At 40.4% G+C, this 17,240-nt stretch carries 14 protein-coding genes; all 14 read left to right on the forward strand.

What is annotated here, in order from left to right; translation table 11 throughout:
* The first annotated feature begins 126 nt into the window (after positions 1-126).
* Positions 127-654, forward strand: a complete 528-nt coding sequence (locus G4D54_03470; protein QJA01549.1) for an RNA polymerase sigma factor — start codon at positions 127-129, stop codon at positions 652-654.
* Entirely contained in the window at positions 645-1,385 is a 741-nt protein-coding gene (locus G4D54_03475; GenBank protein ID QJA01550.1) for a hypothetical protein, read from the forward strand. The genes G4D54_03470 and G4D54_03475 overlap by 10 nt, the downstream gene beginning before the upstream one ends.
* Positions 1,378-2,553, forward strand: a complete 1,176-nt coding sequence (locus tag G4D54_03480; protein ID QJA01551.1) for a hypothetical protein — start codon at positions 1,378-1,380, stop codon at positions 2,551-2,553. The genes G4D54_03475 and G4D54_03480 overlap by 8 nt, the downstream gene beginning before the upstream one ends.
* Before the next feature lie 131 nt (positions 2,554-2,684).
* Positions 2,685-3,548 carry an ATP-binding cassette domain-containing protein gene (locus G4D54_03485; protein QJA01552.1) on the forward strand — a complete coding sequence of 288 codons (864 nt, stop codon included), beginning with the start codon at positions 2,685-2,687 and terminating at the stop codon, positions 3,546-3,548.
* On the forward strand, positions 3,545-4,897 hold the full coding sequence (locus G4D54_03490) for an ABC transporter permease (protein ID QJA01553.1): 1,353 nt from the start codon (positions 3,545-3,547) through the stop codon (positions 4,895-4,897). The genes G4D54_03485 and G4D54_03490 overlap by 4 nt, the downstream gene beginning before the upstream one ends.
* Positions 4,898-5,177: 280 nt before the next feature.
* A complete protein-coding gene (locus G4D54_03495) occupies positions 5,178-6,845 on the forward strand; it encodes a hypothetical protein (protein QJA01554.1) in 1,668 nt (555 codons plus the stop codon).
* A gap of 621 nt (positions 6,846-7,466) precedes the next feature.
* Complete coding sequence (locus G4D54_03500; GenBank protein QJA01555.1) at positions 7,467-7,772, forward strand: PTS sugar transporter subunit IIB; 306 nt, start codon at positions 7,467-7,469, stop codon at positions 7,770-7,772.
* Positions 7,773-7,782: 10 nt separating this feature from the next.
* Positions 7,783-9,033, forward strand: a complete 1,251-nt coding sequence (locus tag G4D54_03505; GenBank protein QJA01556.1) for a PTS sugar transporter subunit IIC — start codon at positions 7,783-7,785, stop codon at positions 9,031-9,033.
* Between the two features lie 16 nt (positions 9,034-9,049).
* The gene (locus tag G4D54_03510) at positions 9,050-10,465 is read left to right on the forward strand and encodes a glycoside hydrolase family 1 protein (GenBank protein QJA01557.1); all 1,416 of its coding nucleotides are present in this window, start codon (positions 9,050-9,052) and stop codon (positions 10,463-10,465) included.
* Complete coding sequence (locus G4D54_03515; protein ID QJA01558.1) at positions 10,462-10,797, forward strand: PTS lactose/cellobiose transporter subunit IIA; 336 nt, start codon at positions 10,462-10,464, stop codon at positions 10,795-10,797. Before G4D54_03510 ends, G4D54_03515 begins: the two co-directional genes overlap by 4 nt.
* Positions 10,798-10,911: 114 nt before the next feature.
* Positions 10,912-12,813 carry a transcription antiterminator gene (locus tag G4D54_03520; GenBank protein QJA01559.1) on the forward strand — a complete coding sequence of 634 codons (1,902 nt, stop codon included), beginning with the start codon at positions 10,912-10,914 and terminating at the stop codon, positions 12,811-12,813.
* Between the two features lie 532 nt (positions 12,814-13,345).
* Entirely contained in the window at positions 13,346-16,171 is a 2,826-nt protein-coding gene (locus tag G4D54_03525) for a sigma 54-interacting transcriptional regulator (GenBank protein ID QJA01560.1), read from the forward strand.
* Between the two features lie 155 nt (positions 16,172-16,326).
* Positions 16,327-16,761 carry a PTS mannose transporter subunit IIB gene (locus G4D54_03530; protein QJA01561.1) on the forward strand — a complete coding sequence of 145 codons (435 nt, stop codon included), beginning with the start codon at positions 16,327-16,329 and terminating at the stop codon, positions 16,759-16,761.
* Positions 16,755-17,225: a PTS sugar transporter subunit IIB gene (locus G4D54_03535; protein QJA01562.1), complete on the forward strand. Its 471-nt coding sequence runs from the start codon at positions 16,755-16,757 to the stop codon at positions 17,223-17,225. The genes G4D54_03530 and G4D54_03535 overlap by 7 nt, the downstream gene beginning before the upstream one ends.
* Positions 17,226-17,240: the final 15 nt, after the last annotated feature.

A 17,240-nucleotide genomic window follows, 5' to 3' on the forward strand; every position in this document is an offset into this window, starting at 1 on the left:
TTAAACTATAATGTTATATCATATAGAAATGAATGAATCTGGTATCATTTATAATGAGTTGAAGAAAATTGATTTTCTTTCATCTTTTCACAATTCACTGCGTTATACAGAATGAGGAGGGGCGTCATGCAGATGAAAATAAATAAACATGCTGTTTCTAAGGAAGCAGAGCTGGAAACAGCCATACGGGATGCCTATCCGAAAGTGTATTCCTACCTGTATCATCGAACACTGGATGTGGCACTGTCCAAGGATCTGACACAGGAAACCTTTTACCGGTTTTACAGACATCTGGATCAATATGAGGAACAGGGAAAGCTGCTGAATTTTCTATACCGTATTGCTAGGCATTTGGTGTATGACCATACCCGCTCCAGACGGTATACGGACGAGCTGCAGGAGGAGCAGATGCGCGATGATACGTATAATGGTGAGCGGCTGTTTCAGAAGAAGGAGGAATTTGTAATTCTTCGTTCATGGATAAGCGAGCTGCCTCCGCATTTGCAGGATGTGCTTCTGCTGCGGTATGATGAAGGATTGAAATACCGGGATATCTCACAGATTACGGGAATTCATGTTTCCACTGTGAAATCGCAGGTAAGGCTGGCACTCCATATATTGAAAAAACGTGCTCAGAAGGAGGGATGGAAGTGAAAAAAGAAAGGATTTGCCTGGAAACGCTGGAAATACCGGACATACCGGAGGACGATATTGTGGAGGTTATCACAAACGTAAAGGAACTGCTACAAAAGCGTGCTGTGAAAAAATATGAAAGCAGTATACTGAAAAGTCTGCGTGAGCTGCTGTATGTACATGGTTGGAAAAGTATTGTATTACAGGGGGGACTGACACTGCTTGTGGCACTAGCTGTATGGCTGTGTCTGCCAAATGGATATAAGATGAATTCTGTAGCCTTTCTTTCACTTGGAAGCTCTCTGTTGTCTGTTGCTGTTACAGTAGAGGTTTTCCGATGTGATATCTATGGTATGAAGGAGCTGGAAATGGCGTCGCCTTATTCGCCGCAGCGTATGCTTATGTGGAAAATGCTTCTGCTGGGTGGTATCTCCTTTCTGGGAATTCTGATTATCGCAGTCAGCATCTCCCTGCAAACGGATATTCATCTGCTTACGCTGCTGTATAGCGGCTGTATTCCGTTTTTGCTGCTGAATGCCTTTACCTTACACCTATATGCCCATGATCAGGTTTTGCAGGTGTTTCTGACGGTATACGGCTTTGCGGCAGGTGGTCTTGTCCTGCTGGAGCTGTTTGGAGTGGGATATTGGATCGGTTTTCTGGAACAATATGGCGGGCAGCTGTTTCTTGCTGTTCTGGTATACAGCGGTTATGTCCTGTGGGACCATTGCAGGAGGAATCTTCATGTGTAGACTGTGTCTGCGTGAGCTGCATAAATTTTTCCACTCCCGGCTGCATTGTGCCCTGCTGTGTGTCCTGCTGCTGTTTCCGCTTCTGCATCTTGCTTTTACGCTGCATGCGCAGACACAGGAGTGCTACGCCTTGCTCAATGATAAGGTATTGAACGCAAAAGAAGCAAAAGCCATAGCGGACGATCTGCGCAGAAGCATGTCCGGGACAGTGCAGAAGAGCTGGATTGCCGATCGAAAGCAGGAGCTGGAAAAGCTTGTCGAGCAGGGAATCCAGAAAGAGGATATTCGCTATCAAACACTGGATCAGGCATACTGGGACGGCTATCGTACCATGGAAATGGTGGATGCCATACGATTGGACCCGCAGACACCTGCTATCGTACGACATGATTTGAACACACACCAATGGCGCTATGGTCCATACGAGGGCTGGATGAGCCGCATGAAGATATTTGAGAACACTGCCAAGCTGTATGCACTCTTCTGCCTGTTTCTGTTTGGAAGTATGTTTAATCAGGAGGAATCCTGCGATATGCTGGAGCTGTTGAAAAGCTGCCGAAAGGGGAGGAGGAAGCTTGCCTGTGCCAAACTGATTGTCTCTTTTTCACTGGCACTCATGCTGGCGGCCGCGCTGTATATCATACTGTCTGTATCAACCTCTATGATCCTGGACTTATCCGGTGGGGATACGACACTCATGATGCTGAGAACACTGCATATCTATACATTTTCACAGATTGATTTGCAGGCGCTTGGATTGTTGCTGCTCAGTGGAATAGCGTGTACTCTGTTTGCTGTCTTCACCTCCGTCATAGTAAAAAAACCGGCAGTTTCGCTGGGACTTGGCATGCTCTTTTTTCTATTGCCGATGCTGATAGCGATGGATGGTCTGCAAACCTCGTGGACATCATTTTTTCCATCCAATTTCCTTTCCTTTCGGGCAATTGATCAGCTTATGACAACGCCATGGCTTGCTGTTTTGGGAAACCTCTATCATCGTTTGCCCCTGTTGTCCGTTGTATGGAGCTTTCTGTGTATCGTGCTGATTCCGGTTATGATTGCAAAACACAGCAGCATCCGTTCATGGTCGATCATGCGCATGATGAGTACATTGGGGAAGAGTACAAAACGGAAACCGAACCATACCGATCATAATATCCGTTCATAGGCTAATCATAGAAGTCTGTACAGCTTCCGCGATGAAGGTGGAGTGAGGGAAAGAACAGAAATGAAGTGATCCGGCAAATGAAACATGCAGAAAATTATATACTTGTATTCAGCAAGAGATAGGAGATTTATATGAATGTAAAACTGGAACAGCTGTCCAAGCACTTTGGAAGCGTCATTGCGGTTCAACATATGAATGCCGTATTAAAGCCGGGAATCACCGGTCTTTTGGGAGCGAATGGCAGCGGAAAAACCACACTGCTGCGCATGATGGTCAACGTACTGCCTCCGGATGAGGGACATATCCTATACGGTGATATTGACATACGGGAAAAACGGGAGGAATATCTTGCCAATATCGGCTATATGCCGCAGCATCTGGGTATGTATCCAACCTTTCGGGTTGAGGAATTCCTTCAGTATATGGGGGCTGTCAAGGGCTTGACGAAGTCCTATACGATGCAGCGTATACAGGAGCTTCTTCCTGCAGTTCACCTGGAGCCACAGCGGAAAAAGAAGATTCGGACGCTTTCCGGCGGCATGCGGCAGCGCCTTGGCATTGCACAGGCACTCCTGAACGATCCTGCTGTCCTGATTCTCGATGAACCGACCGCAGGGCTGGATCCAAAGGAACGAAACCAGTTTTCCCAGCTTTTAAGCGAGATGTCCAAGGATAAAATCATTTTACTGTCAACACATATTGTCAGTGATGTGGAAGCCATAGCCGATCAGATTATGATCATGAAAAAGGGGTGTCTGATTGCCCATGATACACCGCAAAAGCTTCTTTCGATGCTGGACGGCAGGGTGAAGGAGCGTCAGGTATCACAAAAAGAGCTGGAGCAGCTGCGTGGGCATGCCGTTATATGCTATCAGCGTGCATCAACACAGGGAACACTTGTCCGCTATCTGGATGAAACAGGCAGGGATGCCTGCAGTGTGGAGCCGACCCTGAACGATTTGTATTTATATCATTTTCAGGAGGAAGAGGCATGAGACTGTATTTGCTGGAATGTAAAAAAATAATGACCTCCCGCTTTCATCTGATTCTTTTACTGCTGTTTATGATGCTTCCGATGGTCATTTTTCAAAATAGAATTACGGATACCGGAGAAAATACGAATCCTTATCGGCATGCGGATGGAAGCAGGATGAGCAAGGAAGAAATTCAGGAGGAAGTGCATCATGAAAAATTAAAATGGACCGGTACCATGGATACAGCGTGGTGGAACCGTTTAAAGGTGGCAAAAAAAGCGGCAGATAAACGCATAGATACGCATTTTTTCAACATGGAGAAAATGAATGCACTGTATGGGAAAGACTGGTATGAGGATTATCAAAGCAATAAAAGAGATTACGCCTATGCGGATGATACAAAGGAAGCAAAAAAAGGAAAGCGGATTCTCTATCTGCGCGAGGAGTTTCTACCAAATTATAAAGAGGATATCGCAGATGAGGTGGTCAGCATGCTGTATTTGAATTATGGAAAGACTATGCTAGCGGATAAACCATGGAACAGTGAGGATGGCACCTTTGGGACGATGTACAGCTCATTTAATAATGAAAAGGTCGCAGCCCCGGTATATTCCCTTGATGTGAGCAGGGCTGAGCTTCAGCTGCTGAAGGATTACATGAATGAAAAGAAATCCTTTCATTACGGAGACAGCAGAGAATGGTTTTCCTTACTGGAAACCTATTCCACAGTAGGCATCGTGCTTATGGTGTGGGTACTGGTGATATCCAGCAATGTGGTCAACAGGGAGCGTAAACAGAATATGCTGGAGGTGCTCAGCTCCTGCAGCAGAGGCGGCAGCGCTTTATTCTTGTCCAAGCTGGCCGCTGTGATAACCTGTGCACTGATTGGCTTGCTGCTGATGATTCTGCCGGTAACACTGTATGCGTGGCTGTCCGGAAATCTTGGTGATATGGCAGTAAATATCACCGAGGGTCTGCATATGATTTCTGTATTTACCTATCAGGAGGGATTCCTCATATCAATGGAGGTCCTTGTACTGGGAGCTATGGTCTGTGCAATTCTGGGAACACTTGCCTCCACCTGTCTGAAATCCTCCTATGTATCTCTTGGACTCTGCATGCTGTGTATGCTTGCAGGTACTGCTCTGTCCTCCTACGCATCGTGGATGAAGCTGTTTCCCTTTAAATTTATGGAACTCTTACATGTGTCGCAGTCAGAGGCTTCACCTGCAATCTGTTTGATCAGGCCTTTTTCCTCTGGAAGCTGCTTCCTCTTGTATGGATTCCCTGCAGTTTTCTGCTTTGCTATGCAACCCTACGCATCTATCGCTCCCGCTCTTATCACAGAATTTAGAAGCTATAAAGCATGAAAAGGAACATGCTGTCCATGAAAGAGGATGCAAGGCATAGCTGTAGCTGAAATAAGCTGAAATGAGGATATATCCTATACGTGATTGATTGCACCCCTGTGGATATGAGGAAGGGGAGTCTTTATTGATAAACAAGGTCAATGGACGGTGAACGGTAACGGATATAATTGTGCAGCATAAGAACTTACGTAGTTGTTTGAAAAACAAACTTATAGGAAAACAGTGTACGAACAGGCTGGAATATGATATATTTATAGCATTCAAAAGCGAGGGATAAGCGATGAAAAAATATATATATTTTCTGATTCCCGTATATGCACTGTACATATTCGGAATGTTTTATGTGATGCTGCCGCCGTTAAACTGGCATGCACCTGCCTTCTGGAAGTTTCTTGCATTAAGCGTTGGACCGTTGCTGGTGCTGCTAATTGTATTTTCCTTTACCAAACGGCAGATTGATTCCTTTCAGAACTGGCGTTCATCCTTTCATAATAAGAATGTCGTCAATATGACAAGCGAACAGAAGCGCTGGGGAACGATTTGCAAGATCTCTATTCTGGCACTGATTTTTGTGGTTGTCTTCCCATCCGCCGCAACGCTGGTTACTTCACGCATCTTCCATGCCAAGGCATTCTCACAGAGAATCGAGCCAAAGGATGTGGAATTCAGCGAGGTTCCACAGGTAGACTTTAAAAAGACACCGATCATCGACCGTGACAGCTCTATCCGTCTGGGAGATAAGGTTATGGGCAATATGACGGAGTGGGTATCCCAGTTTGATGTCAGCAATGAGTATACACAGATTTCCTACAAGGACAGTGTGTATCGCGTGACGCCGTTAACCTATAACGGATTTATCAAATATTTCAAAAACAAGAGCGGCGGGGTGCCGGCCTATATCACGGTGGACAGCACCAGTGGAAAAACGCAGCTGGTGAAGCTGAAGGATCTCGGAATGGATGGTATGAAATATGTTCCATCTGCGTATTTCAATGAAAACCTGAGCCGTCATTTGCGTTTCCAGTATCCGACTGAAATTTTCGGAGAGCCATCCTTTGAAATCGATGAGGAAGGAAGACCGTGGTACATTTGTACGACCTATACGTATTCCGGCGTCGGAAATAAGAAACGTGTCACCGGAGCCGTATTCCTGGATCCGATCACCGGGAAAAGTGAGAAGTATGATACCAAGCATATTCCATCCTGGGCAGACCGCATTTATCCGGAATCTCTTGTTGTGGAGGAGCTGGATGACAACGGCAGTCTGAAGAAGGGCTTCTGGAACTCCCAGTTTGGACAGACCGGTGTCATTGTAACCTCCGAGGGCTATAATTATCTGGAAAAGAACGGGGATATCTGGCTGTACAGCGGACTGACCTCCGCAAATGCGGATGAATCCAATCTGGGCTTTGTGCTGGTGAATCTGCGCACGCATGAAGCGATGAAAATCGCAACGGCGGGTGCCAATGAAAAAAGCGCTATGAAAAGTGCGCAGTCCGAGGTGAAAAACTACGGCTACCAGTCCACCTTCCCGCTGCTGATCAACATCAAGGGAAATCCGGTTTATTTAATGTCTTTGAAGGACAATGGTCTGATTAAAATGTATGCAACAGTATCCGCAGTGGATTATCAGAAGGTTGCTACTGTTTACACAGATGAAGGTCTGGATGCCCTGTTTAAAAAGACACTGAATCTTTTAGGAAGCGGCAGTGAGGACAGTATCAGTAAGGAGTCCTTAAAAACAGAAGATATTACGGTTGCCGGAGTGGAAAAAATCAACATGGACGGTAATACGATCTATTATATTCAGTCGGAAAAGGGCGATATTTATAAGATTAGCTTTACGACGAAATATGAAAATCAGCTCGTATTCCTGAAAACAGGCGATAAACTGAAAATATCCTATATTGATGCCGAGGGCATTAAGACGATTAAGGAACTGAAATGAGGTTCTCAATGCTGTAGAATATCATCAAATTCAGGTTTTAAAAAGGGTTAATTTCATTTTTTAAAGAAATTGACCCTTTTTGTTTAAGAAATCCCCAGATAATCTGGAGATTGGTAAAGCTTTAGCATTGAGTCTTTAAAATAAAAAATTTTTTGATAAAAAACATACGCTCATAACTGCAAAAGAATCAAAAGGAAATAATGAAAACCGTACAATAAACTCTCACTTATGATTCTTAGGAGGAAGGAACTCGTTAGGGGGCTGACCTATCCAACACAGCAGGAAAAAATGACAAAATAATCAAGGCATATATGAAGCAGTGACTGAAAGAAGATAGACTGAGTGAAAATTGATTCTCGAAGTGAAATACTTGCTTACGGAAATTGTAAATAGAAATGCAAATGCCAGACCGTATTGTTACTCTGGTTAGCGTAGCCTGATTCTGAGTTCCTTGTGATGAGTACGATATATAACTGCATATTTTTATTTCCTATTCTGAGGAAAATAAATAATATATAATTTTTCCTGTTATGCGGAATCAAGATTATTTGAGTAATCTGACATAAACGATTAATATGATATTGTAAAGTTCACGTGAATGATAGAAAGAGGTGAATGGAAATGAAAATTATATTACTCTGTGGATCGGGTGCCAGCAGTGGCTTTATGGCTGCAAGTATGAGAAAGGAAGCAAAAACCAGAGGATTGGATTATGAGATAGAAGCTCATAGTGAATCTGAAATTCAGAATTATATCGATGAGGTAGACTGTGTCATGATTGGACCGCATCTAGCCTATTTAGAGGATGAATTACGAGAGGAATTGCTTTCAGGAACAAGGCTTCTTGTAATGGAGCATAGTTATTATGCAAAATTAGATGGTAAAAAAGCATTAGATCATTTGCATAAAGTTTTAAAAGATAGCTAGGAGGAAGAAAATGAAGAAATTTACAACATGGCTTGAAGATCGTTTTGTACCAGTTATGAATAAAGCAAATGGGAATATATGGGTGCTTACAATAAAGGACTCTATCAATCTATTACTACCTGTTATTATGCTTGGGTCATTCTTCTGCTTATTATCTATACTCGAGGAATATATCACGCTGCCTTTCTCTTTTTGGACAGGGTATGATTGGACTATTGGGAAACTCTCTCTGTTTATTAGTTTCTTGATACCATTTAATTTTTGCGAAAAAAAGAAATATCGAAATCACCGCTTTGCTGCGGCAATTTCCGGATTAATTATATTTATGATTGTGGCAACTCCGCAAATTGAAACATCAAAAGATATTGGTTTCAGTAGCAGTGCATTAGGCGCAGGCGGTATGTTTGTAGCAATTATCACTGGAGTACTGGTTTCTTTAGTATTTGAAATTCTCCATAGCTTTTCATTTTTTAAAAAAGATTCCGTGTTACCAGGCTTTGTGAAAAATATGTTTGATATGATGATTCCCATGGGATTGATTGTGCTGGTTGGATGGCTCGGTGTTCAAGTCGGAAACATTGATGTCTATGCAATTATTCAGGAAGCATTCAAGCCCTTGACTAGTTTCATTCAAACATTGCCAGGTTGGATTCTCTTTGACTTTGCGCTGGTATTCTTATATTCGCTAGGCATATCAAACTGGGTATTAAGTCCTATAACAGAGCCGGTAACATTAGCGGCAATAGCAGCAAATGTTCTTATGGCAAGTGAAGGTGTAGCAAATGCTTCAGATTTAAATATGTTTACACAGGAACTGCGCTTTTCCACTTATATGATGATCGGTGGAACAGGTTGTACGCTACCTTTGGTCTTCATGCTGTTAAGAGCAAAGTCACAGAAATTGAAAACAATGGGAAGAGTTGGTCTGGTGCCGAGCCTGTTTAATATCAATGAACCAATTGTATATGGTTGTATAGCCTGGAATCCGTTATTGATGATACCAATGTGGCTAACTGCAATAATTCTACCCTGTGTAATTTGGGTCTTTACAAAAATTATAGCTTTTGCTCCGATACCAGCTATGGTATTTAATCTCTGGTATTGCCCGTATCCTGTCAGTACCTGGTTGATAACACGTTCTATTAATGCGATTTTATTAATGCTTATTTGCTTCGTTATTGCGGCGATGATATACTATCCGTTTTTCAAAGTTTACGATAAGCAGGAGTATGAACAGGAACAAAAAGCATTGCAGAAATAATCGGAGGTAAAACACAATGACAAAATTTTTATGGGGATCTGCTACTGCGGCATATCAATGTGAAGGAGCATGGAACATAGACGGAAAAGGTATTAGTCAATGGGATGAATTTTCTCATCATTCACCGTTGAATATAAATCATGTGACTGGAGATATAGCCAGTGATTTCTATCACCGCTATGAAGAAGATATCAGATTACTGAAAGAATCTAATCAAAATTCATTCCGAATGTCAATTTCCTGGGCCAGAATTATACCGGATGGAATAGGAACCGTAAATAATGAAGGAGTAAGGTTTTATCGTGAGGTATTTAAGTGTTTAAGGGAAAATGGCGTGGAACCTAACGTGACTCTGTATCATTATGATTTGCCGATGGCTTTGGAAAAAGAAGGTGGATGGGAAAATATTAAAACAGCATATGCTTTTGCAGAATATGCTGCTGTATGTTTCCGTGAATTTCGTGATATTGTGAAAATCTGGGTGACAGTAAATGAACCTGTATATAATCTTATGTGTTGTTATGGAGTAGGTAATTATCCACCGCATGTAAAAAATCCAAAAAAATTTGCATGTGCAGGTTATCATTATATGCTGGCCTCTGCTTTAGCAGTACAGAAATTCAGAAATTTAAATATCGATGGCAAAATCGGTATCGTTCACGATATACATCCTGTATATGCCCTTAATAATACAGAGGCGTATCATTTTGCACAGCGTATGGCAGATAACGTTTTGAATAACTGGGTGTTAGATACCGCAGTATTAGGTTATTTTCCATCGGACTTCATTAATGAACTAGAAAAGCATTTTCCTTTGGATTTTATGAGAGATGAACACAGGGAATTGTTTCGCAAGGGAACGGTTGATTTTATAGGTATTAATTATTATACAAGGGCTTTTGTTAAACCTTACACGGATGGTGAAACATGTTTTAATGAAAATAATAGTGGGAAGCGCGAGGAAGGTGCTGCAAAAAAACTAATGAATGTAAAAGGTATGTTTGAAAGAGTAGAGGATCCAGATGGTAAATACTCAGATTGGGATATGGAGATTTATCCTGAAGGATTGTATGATTCTTTAATGCTAATTAAAAGTCGTTATCAAAATATACCAGTTTATATAACAGAAAACGGTATAGGTTTACATGAAACATTAGAAAATGGAACAATAGAGGATGATGATCGAATTAATTTTCTGGATGCACATATAAATGCAATGCAGAAGGCAATAAAGGATGGAGCAAATGTTTGCGGATATTATGTTTGGTCCACGTTTGACTTATACAGTTGGGTAAATGGTTATGAAAAGCGATATGGATTGATATATATTGACTTTAATGACGAGAGACTTATTCGAATACCTAAAAAAAGTTATTACTGGTATAAGCAATTGATAGAAAACACAAATGTTAGGTACGGAGAGGCTGTATGAGTGAAGAAATAATGGAGCAGGCAATGAATATTATATTATTTGCCGGAGATGCAAGAACGTATTGTGAAAGAGCTTTAAATGCAATAGCAGACTTCAATTTTGCTGATGCAAAAGAAAATCTTGCACTTTGCGAACAGCATATTATTGAAGCTCATACAATACATACGAAAATTGTTCAGCGGGAGGCTGCAGGAGAAACTTTTGATTATATGATGTTGTTTGCACATGCGCAAGATACGCTTATGACGATTGCAAGTGAAATCCATTTGACAAAGAAGTTACTGAATATGTATCGCGTTATCGATGAAAGATTTAAAAATCTGGAGAAATGAAAAATAATAGGATTAGAAGCAGGAAATTCTGCTTCTTTTCCCATATTTTGGGGATAAAAATGAGCTGTGTTAAAATTAATTATGTGATAGGATAAATATAGAGAGGTATTTAGTATGGCAATTAATATTAATGACATATTACAGTATTTAAGAAAAGAAGGGGAATGGGTGGAATCTAAGACATTAGCAGATAATTTCAAGGTTTCAACAAGAACTATACGCAACTATATCAGAAAAATCAATACCAGGGCAAATCAAACTATTGTGCTGTCATCCTACCGCGGTTATAAATTAGATAATAAAAGTACTATTGATGTGTCTAAAGTATCTGATACTTTGGAAAACCGATATGACTATATTATTCGTAGACTATTATGCTGTAATGAAATAGATTCATATGATCTTGCGGATGAATTATGTATTAGCGATTCTACGTTAGATTTGGATATAAGAAAATGTAAGAATATTTTAAGTCAATATAATCTTCAATTAAAAAAACATAGAAATATTTTATCACTGTCAGGCATGGAGCAAGATAAAAGAAAGTTTATGAACAAACTGATTAGCAATGAAAATGTGAATGATTTTATACATTCCTATAATGAAATGTTAACAGATGAAGCTGACATTGATTATTTGGTATTGTGTCAGCAACTGCATGATATATTTACTGAAGAAGGTCTTTTTGTAAATGATTATGAACTAAATAATATTGCGGTTCATATTATGGTTGTTATAATACGTATTCGTACGTCAAAATCAATACTTGAGGATGTTAAACTGTCTAAAATTATAGATACACACGACTATCGTGTTTCATTACGGATAAAAAAAATGCTTGATAAATTTTATTCTGTACATATGAATGAGGCAGAATTATATTATTTAACCCTGCTTATTTTATCGAATAGCAGTACGATCGATGACACATTTGTAAATATGGACAATATTTATCAATACATTGAAGAAGAATATATTAATATATCAAAAGATATTATAAAACAACTAAACGAAGCTTATCATCTGGATGATTTTGATGAAACCTTTTTTATTAAATTTTCAATTCATATAAAAAATTTATGTTTTAGATTAAAGCATCATTATCACGTTCAAAACCCTTTATCAGTTAAAATAAAAAAAGAGTATCCTCTGGTATATGACATGGCAGTCTTCGTTGCAAAAGAGCTCAGTACCTTTGGATTTGATAAGATTTCAGATGATGAGATCGCCTTTATTGCTTTTCATATCGGTGCTTATTTAGAGAATACTAAAAATTGCGAAGATAGTTGCAGTTGCTGTTTTATTTATACAGATTATCACGACATGCATGAAAAATGTATGAAAGAAATTATTAGAATTTTTGGTAATCGGATTCATATTCAGAAAGTTTTATCTTATAGACATATTCAGCAGGTTACGCATTGTGACTTAATTATATCAATGAGTGAGATATCAGAATATATAACCTTACCTTTTGTTTGTGTCGGACCTTTTCTATCTAAGAGTGATATAAAATCAATAGACGATAAACTGATTTCAATAGAAAAAAATAAAAATAAAAAGGCAGTAGGAGAGTATTTAAGGAAGTTTGTGGGAGAACAATTGTTTTATAAGGAGGTTTATACAAACAGTATCGAAGAAATGATTAAAAAACTATGCAGTAAATGTTGTCAAATGGGACTTTGTGATAAGGATTATGTATATAAGGTGATGGAACGAGAAAAAATGTCAAGTACGTCTTTCCCTAATCGTGTTGCAGTACCTCATTCGCTATTACATTCTAGCGAGCATTCATTTTTGTCGATTGTTATTAATGAAAAACCGATGATGTGGAACCAGTATGATGTGAATCTAATCATTCTTATAGGATTTGGTAAAGATGATCAGGAAATATTTTCACACCTTTTCGATCAACTGATTGCTGCCCTTTATGAGCAAAGCAATGTAGACCGTTTGTTGAGATGTAAAACTTATGATGAATTCATTTGTAATCTTGAAAAAATTTTAACTGATTGAATAAGTATTAAATCAAGTGGAACTTTGCAAGGATACCCGAGAAGTCTTAATTATTTCATCATTGTTAGCAATTCGGTTATGCAACAATATGATTAAGGGTGAAAAAGAAGAGCTTTCGTTTTATAAATGGTGTTATCATATTCATATAAGAAAAACAGAAATCAGAAACCAGTTTTTTCCAGTCTCTGCTTTTCTTGAATATTTCATATTTATTCAATATATTAACTATTGAACTCCTCTGCGACAGAATGAAATGAGATAAGCATCCCTGAAACGGGGATGCTTTTTTGTCTGGAAAAGATGTTGAAAGCATACATTTTTTACCATATAGTTTTCACCTATGCTTCTCTACAACATCTTTTTCGCAGATAATGATTTTTTCTTTCGTGAAACAGAATGAAATTCATGTATAATAAAGAGTAATAGGAAGTATTTTGTATAATCAAATACATTATCTAATAATTATACAGAATATGTATGGGTGGTTCACTTCTGAAATACACGTATTTCATGGAAGAAAAGGAGAGAGTGCATGAGCGATAATACGATCAGGCAGGGCATTCTGGAACTGCTGGAAAGGGAATGCAGTATTCTGGATTTTGACAATTTATGGTCGTCTGAGGAACTGGAGGCACTGACGGCAACGTGGCTGAGCGATCATTTCCAATGCAGCCGAAATCTGATTTCCCATTACATGAGTGAGCTGCAGCAAAAGGGGCAGATTATCAAAATCAATACACGCCCGGTATACTTCTTTCTGCGAAAATCACTGGAGGAACGCTTTTCCGTACAGCTGCAGAGCGATATTTATGAGACACTGGAAGAAATGCGCAATGAATTAAAGGCAGCGGATAAGAAGCATGCATTTATGAATCTGATTGGTGCACAGGACAGTCTGAGCTATGTGGTAGAGCAATGCAAAGCAGCTGTCTCCTATCCTGATCACGGACTTCCGATTCTTTTACAGGGACCTACCGGAACCGGGAAAAGTCTGATCGCACAGCTGATGTTTCAATATGGGAAGGATACGCATATCCTATCCGTAGACAGCCGGTTTGTGACGGTAAACTGCTCGGAATATGCAAACAATCCGGAGATGCTGATGACCAATTTATTCGGCTATAAAAAAGGTGCCTATACCGGTGCGGAAAAGGATACCCCCGGATTGCTGGCACTGGCTGATGGCGGTATTCTGTTTATGGATGAGGTACACGGACTGAAGCCGGAATGTCAGGAAAAGATATTTCTCTTCATGGATAAGGGCATTTATCATATGGTCGGGGATAATGATGTATGGTATGAATCCAATGCGAGAGTGATTTTCGCGACAACCATGCAGCCAAGTGAGGTGCTGCTGAAAACACTGCTGCGAAGGATACCGCTGATTGTCAAGGTGCCTTCCCTTGCAGAGCGCCCTCTGCAGGAGAAGCGAAGACTTCTGCAATTTCTGATACAGGAGGAGGAACAGCATATTCAACGGGAAATCTGCCTGTCGGATCTGGTCTATCGCACGCTGGAGCGTCATGTTTTTGCCGGCAATGTCGGAGGGTTGAAAAACTGTATCCGGGCAAGCGTTGCCAAGGCATTTCTACGCAGTCAGGAAAAACAGAAGCATGTGGAGCTGCATCTGTATGATCTGCCCAGCGACCTGCTGGAAAGCACAGGTCAGGACCTGACACTGTACAGCTATGACGATAAAACAATGATTCGCAGCGGTGATATGCTGGTAAATATACAAAAGGACGGGCATCTGTATAAACTGAATTCCTACCTTGTTCACAAATACCGTACCTTGAATCATGCCGAGCTGAAGCTTTCCTCCTATGTGGAAAGCTGCTGCCGAAAGCTGGAACAGTATGTGGATTATCTGTTTGCGGGAAATACCTATGAATCGCCGAAGCTCGATATGATGAATCATCTGGTGAAGAATATCATGAATATAGTGATTCATAAGTATCATCTGGAAACATTCTCCAACAATGAAATATCCGTGCTTGTTCATTTTATGAATGATTATATGCAGAACTATGCTTCCATCAACCAGCTGAGAATCTGTAACCGCAAGGATGTGGAGCAGCTGCAGAATCTGCTGCATCGTGAATACGGACTGGAATATGATATTGTCTGTGATATCTGGCAGCTGGTCAGTGATGCGTTAAACTTTGTGCCCGGACCGTTTGCTTTTCTGGACCTGTTCCTATTTATCCGGTATTTTGACCGGGACATGCAGGCTGCGGATATTCCGGCAGTGATTATCGCCCATGGCTATGCAATTGCCAGCGGAATTGCCGAGGTTGCCAATCAGCTGTTGAAGCAGCATGTTTTTGATGCTATCGATATGCCGATTGAAAGTGACTTTGAAGTTATCGTAACGAAGCTGAGCGACTATTTAAAGGGGAAAGAAAGCAGTAAGGAAGTAATCGTCCTTGTCGATATGGGCTCCTTGGAGGATATCTATCAGCGATTGGGCAGTGTTAAGCTTATGGATATCGGTATCATCAATAATGTTACGACAAAGCTGGCGCTCGATATCGGCAGTATGATTTTGGAAAAAATGACGATACAGGATATCCTCAGGGAAGCCAGCAGTCATCTTCCTTATCATTATAAAATCATCAAAAACCGTGTGAAGCAGGATGCCGTCTTATCGGTATGTGAGACAGGAATCGGTACGGCGGAGAAAATCAGTAATCTGATGGAGGAATCATTACCTGAACATGTATCCATCAGTGTGATTCCCTATGATTTTGATTCCCTGATAAAATCGGGAAGAAGCTCTTCTATTTTTGAAAAATATAATATTCTGTTCATTGTTGGCACAAAGAATCCAAAAATAGCCGATATTCCTTTTATTTCATTGGAGGAAATGATTGAACAGAAGAGTGTGGAGAAAACGAATGCAGCGTTTGCCCAACGGATGCGTCCGGATCAGATTGAAGCCTTTAATGAAAATATGATTAAAAATTTCTCTATGGATAATTTACTGGACTATTTAACCATTTTGGACAGCGATAAGATTATCAACAGTGTGGAAAAAATCATTAAGACGATCCAGCGGGAACTGCAGATGGTTCTCAGCAGCAACATCACACTGGGCCTGTATATCCATATCAGCTGTCTGATTGAGCGGTTGATTATCAATAAGAATGTGACGAAGTTTCATAATCTGGATACCTTTATACAGGAGCATGGAGATTTCATCGCTATTGTAAAACGGGCATTTCATGATGTAGAGGTGCATTACAATGTGGAAATACCGGTTAGTGAAATTGGCTATATTTACGATTATATCTTTAAGCGGGACAGTGTCAAGGCGGTGGATGACAGTGTCAACGAATTATGGGAAACGATCGAATGATGGTTTTTTGATAGTAGCTGCAATATCTTCAATAAAATTAAATAAGCCCCTGTTTAAAGGGGAAACAGGAACTGCGTGTCGATTTTACGAAAATTGGCACGCAGTTTGCTTATAGATTAGTGAGACGTGAAATATCAGGAAAGGAGGGGAGGAATTTGAGAAACATCATACTGGCTTCTCATGGTTCATTGGCCGAGGGCATGCTGAGTGCTGTGCGAATGATTGTGGGAAGCACGCAGGGAATCGCCGCATATGGATTGGACACTTATAAGACACCGCAGGATATCTACCAGCTGCTGAAGGAGCAGATTGAACAAAATCAGGATCAGGAGTACATCCTGCTCTGTGATATCAATGGCGGAAGTGTTCACAATCAGCTCATGCATTTATGCATCTTTCCCAAGGTTTATCTGATGACCGGAATGACGCTGTCTGTTGTATTGGAGCTGCTGCTGACACAGGATCATGGAAATACAGAGGAGCTTTTAAGGAAAACGATGGAGAATGCCAGGAAAAACATTCTGTTATTTAATTATCAAAGTGTTAAAAGTGAAATTGACAAAGGAATCGAGGATGATAAATTATGGTAGAACTTTGTAGAATTGATGATCGTCTGCTGCATGGACAGGTGGCGGTAACATGGGTTGGTGCAGTGGCGCCGGAAGCCATACTGATTGCGAATGATGAGGCGGCAACAAATGAAATGAGCAAGCTGGCGTTGAAAATGGCAAAGCCGGCCGGCGTAAAGCTGGCTATCAAAACAGTCGATGATGCAATTGCTCTTCTCAATAATCCAAATGCAAAAAAAATAAAAATCTTTTTGATTACAAGAACGATTCAGGATACCTTAAAGCTTGTGAAATCGACAGATTGTATCCATCGTGTAAACATCGGCGGTGTTAAGAATAAGGAAGGAGGAAAGATGATTGCAGCTGCTGTATGTTTGGATGATGCAGACCTGGCTGCTTTGAAGGAACTGAAAACACTGGTAGACAGTTTAGAGCTACGGATGGTTCCTACGGAAAGTCGCACAAATATTGATAAATACTTATAAGAAAAGGAGGAAGGA

It is taken from the genome of [Clostridium] innocuum (assembly GCA_012317185.1).
GTDB lineage: Bacteria > Bacillota_I > Bacilli_A > Erysipelotrichales > Erysipelotrichaceae > Clostridium_AQ > Clostridium_AQ innocuum.